The organism is uncultured Legionella sp. (assembly GCF_937871865.1).
GTDB lineage: Bacteria > Pseudomonadota > Gammaproteobacteria > Legionellales > Legionellaceae > Legionella.
Genome location: NZ_CALMPD010000309.1, coordinates 1 through 3,936 on the forward strand (window position 1 = coordinate 1; position 3,936 = coordinate 3,936).

Here is a 3,936-nt window from a genome sequence, read left to right on the forward strand (position 1 = left end):
TCTTGCGAAAAATGCCGAATTATCAATTAAGCTGAATAAAGAAGAGTTTCATGCTAACGAAGATATAGAAATACAAATCACTGCACCTTATACAGGCTCAGGTTTAATAACAATTGAACGAGATAAGGTCTATGCATCGCAATGGTTTAAAACAGACACTACAAGCTCAGTGCAAACCATTCATATTCCAGCAGATTTTCAGGGCAATGGATACATTAACGTAGCATTTGTCAGGGATTGGGAATCTCCTGAGTTATTTATCAGTCCACTGAGCTATAGCGTAGTTCCCTTTACTGTGAATCATGATGACCATGACATCAAAATTGATTTAAAAACGCCTAAAGTAGTAAAACCCGGTGAACAGCTGACTATTGATTATCAAACCGATAAACCAGGAAAAATCATAGTTTATGCTGTTGATGAAGGAATACTGCAAGTAGGCAGATACGACACGCCCGATCCCTTGTCATTCTTTTTCCAAAAGCATGCATTGGAAGTACTCACCCAACAGACGGTCGACCAGATCCTTCCTAAATTTATCCAGGATAGAGAGATCTCTGCTGCAGGTGGAGATGATGGAGAGGCAGATTTAGCTAGTCGTCTGAATCCGTTTAAACGTAAAACGGATTTACCTGTGGTGTACTGGTCAGGCATTATTGATGCAGATACAACTCCTCGACAAGTCACCTATCAGGTACCGGATTATTTTAATGGTGCGATTAGAGTAATGGCTGTAGCCGTTTCCACTGACTCAGTGGGTTCTAATGATACTCAGACAGAGGTACGAGGCGATTTCATTATAAATCCTAATGTACCTACCTTCGTAGCGCCTGGAGATGTATTCGAAATCAGTTCAAGTGTTGCCAATAACATCAAAGACTCAGGTGATCATACTAAAGTTTCAGTCACCCTGACGGCTTCACCTGAGCTTGAAATTATAGGTGACAGCAAACAAACATTAGAAATTAAAGAAGGGCACGAACAAACAGTCCACTTTAAACTAAAGGCAAAATCGCTGCTTGGTTCTGCCAAAGCCACATTTACTGCCAATGCAGGTGATAAGTCAGGCTCCATGGATGCAACACTAAGTGTCAGACCTGCAACTCCATTTGCTACCTACATTGAAAGTGGTAAAACTCAGGATGCCAACAAAACACTGGATATCATGAGCACTTTATATCCCGAATATCGAACTGTAGATGCAACAGTATCTACCAGTCCTTTAATTTTGGTATTTGGTTTGCAACGCTATCTTGAGAACTTCCCTTATGGTTGTACTGAGCAATTAACCAGTAAAGCCTTACCGTTGATTGCAATGAATAGCCAAAGCTGGTTTACAAAAGACAGTAGCCAAATCAACGAAAAAGTTAATGCGACCATTCAGATGTTGAGCCAAAGACAAATGTCTAATGGTGGTTTCAGTTATTGGCCTGGTCTAGGTGACAACCAAGGTAATACTTTTGCTTCTGTTTATGCAATGCACTTCCTGACCGAAGCAAGAAGCCAAGGCTTTAATGTACCGACTGAACTGTTCTTCAATGGCATTAACTACCTGAAAGAACTGGCGAGCAAAAATGTATCGAATATGGATGAAGCCCGAATTCAGGCGTACGCCATTTACATTTTAACTCGAAATGAACTAGTCACTACAAACTACCTGGCTAATTTGCAATTGTACTTGCAAAAAGACAACTCCAAAGCCTGGCAAAAGGATATTACTGCAGTCTATATTGCTGGTTCTTATCAATTACTGAAAAGCTATAACGATGCAACTCGATTAATTAATATGTATCAGCCGCAAAACAAAAAATCTTTTGATACTGATTTTTTTGACGCCAACATTGCTGATGCCCAATATTTATATATTGTCGCCAAGCATTTCCCCGAGCTTCTACCCAAAGTTGGTGACACATTATTAATGAATCTGGTTCAGGCTATCAGTAATGATGACATCAATACCATATTGTCTGGATACGCAAGCCTTGCGTTAGCAGCTTACCCTCAAGGTGATTCAACTGCCAACTCTCCTTCCCTGTCAATTACTGAACTCCTGGCAAATAATGAAAAGAAAGTGATTCCAGCGGAACAAGGTAATTATCAAAAAATAGGTATTGATACTAACGTTGTGCAAATTAGCTTAAATAACCCTGATAAAAATACATTTTTCTATCAACTCGTTCAGGCTGGCTTTGATAAGACACTGCCAACCACCCCATTGAAACAAGGAATGGAACTATACAGGGAATACAGGGACGAAAAAGGGAACGCGATTAAGTCAACACCATTAGGCAGCGAAATTGAAGTTCACATTCAAATTCGCGCTCTTGATGATAATTACTTCTCAAACATTGCTATAGAAGATTTGTTACCTGGTGGTTTTGAAGTCGTCAGAGAATCAGTAAAAACCGATACAATGGATTTTTCTGATGCAAGAGAAGACAGAGTGAATTTCTTTGGAAGCATCGATTCAACTGCTAAAGAAATTGTCTATAAAATCAAGGCTATTAATCCAGGAAAATACATCGTTCCCCCTGCTTTTGCAGAATCAATGTATAATCCATCGGTTAAAGCTCGAGGAGCTACTTCTGAAATAACTATCACAGAAAGCAATAATTAATTTTACGCCAGTTATGGATAAATATTAAGAAAATCGTCAGACCATCTACGTACCGCGGCGTGTCCGCGGTATCTGGTTTTCAGCCTATCATAGTGCAAATGATATTGTTTTTCGTTACCTGAAACGTAATTTTGCCATTCAGTTACTTCATTATGTTTTATTTTGAATCTATAGGTATTGAATGAATTATTTTTGACACCAGGAGCGTGTCGTATTGAAATTTTTTTTCGGCAAACGTAATTTTGTCCCGCTCAAAAATGACCATCGTCGATTGATTCGTTCCGTAGTGATGCTCTGGAATAGTTATAAATATAGGGCTTAGCAACTGCTCCAGAGAATGTTCCACTCCAGTTTGAGGGAGTAAATGCTCAGGAGACGGATGTGTATCGGATAAAATGGGAAAGAACAACTCTATTATTTGTTCAGACGTATTGGATGTAATAAATTGTTCGTTCAGATTATTTATAAGTTCCTTTGCTCTATTCACCTTATGCCATGGAGTATCAAGCAGGTGATTGCTTAGGCCATAAATTCCGCTGGATAATTTTTTAACTTTATTTTCGACATTAGAATAAAAATAAATCTGATCCATAGATCCTACAAGCAAATTAAAATTATTGTACTGCTGTGCCTCTAACTTGATTTTATTCAAATATTCTTCTGGTAAATATTGTTTACATTCTATTAAATAATTCGCAACCAGACGTCCTCTGGATTTCATCGAAGATCGATGCTCCACAGGGTTTCTGTAATTAGTGATTAATGAAAAATGCCCTGAACGATTCACACCTAGCCAGGTCCCTCCTTCCTGCAAATCTCTACCTGAAAATATATATGGATGTTCAATCCAGTAATCAGCAGGCGAACTGCTACGTTGATAGAATTCATCTCGATTTGATAAAATAATCAATGGAAATAAAGGGTGTTGATTTAAGATAATCAATGCAAGACACATAATGAGTCACAAATAATTGCAGAACAGTATGAGTTAAGCATTAGTGTAAACATAGGGAATGTCAATGTTTTGATAAACAATCAATATGTGGCCAACAAAGAAAACAGGCGGTCGCGATCGTTAAGTTGAAATGTTACATAGTCTCGTCGTATGAAGCAGGCGGCTTATTCTTATTCGTTGTTTATGTATTATGCGAGGTTCCTGTATTACGACACATATACTCCCCATGTTCGTAGTCCGCATTAGCATCGCCCTGGGAGAACCTGGCATTTTTTACAGGCCCGATTTTATTTTTATTAATTCATTATGGTCTTTATTATGTCGTTCCCGCGCAGGCGGGAAACCATTTTTCAAGTTACTTCCT

At 38.6% G+C, this 3,936-nt stretch carries 2 protein-coding genes; one reads left to right on the forward strand and one right to left on the reverse strand.

Annotation, left to right across the window (positions count from 1 at the left end):
• A partial coding sequence (locus Q0495_RS16720) for an alpha-2-macroglobulin family protein (protein ID WP_298628465.1) occupies positions 1 to 2,617 on the forward strand: 2,617 nt, incomplete at its 5' end.
• Between the two features lie 157 nt (positions 2,618 to 2,774).
• On the opposite strand, the gene Q0495_RS16725 is transcribed toward Q0495_RS16720, so the two are convergent.
• Positions 2,775 to 3,560, reverse strand: a complete 786-nt coding sequence (locus Q0495_RS16725) for an NRDE family protein (RefSeq protein WP_298628466.1) — start codon at positions 3,558 to 3,560, stop codon at positions 2,775 to 2,777.
• Positions 3,561 to 3,936: the final 376 nt, after the last annotated feature.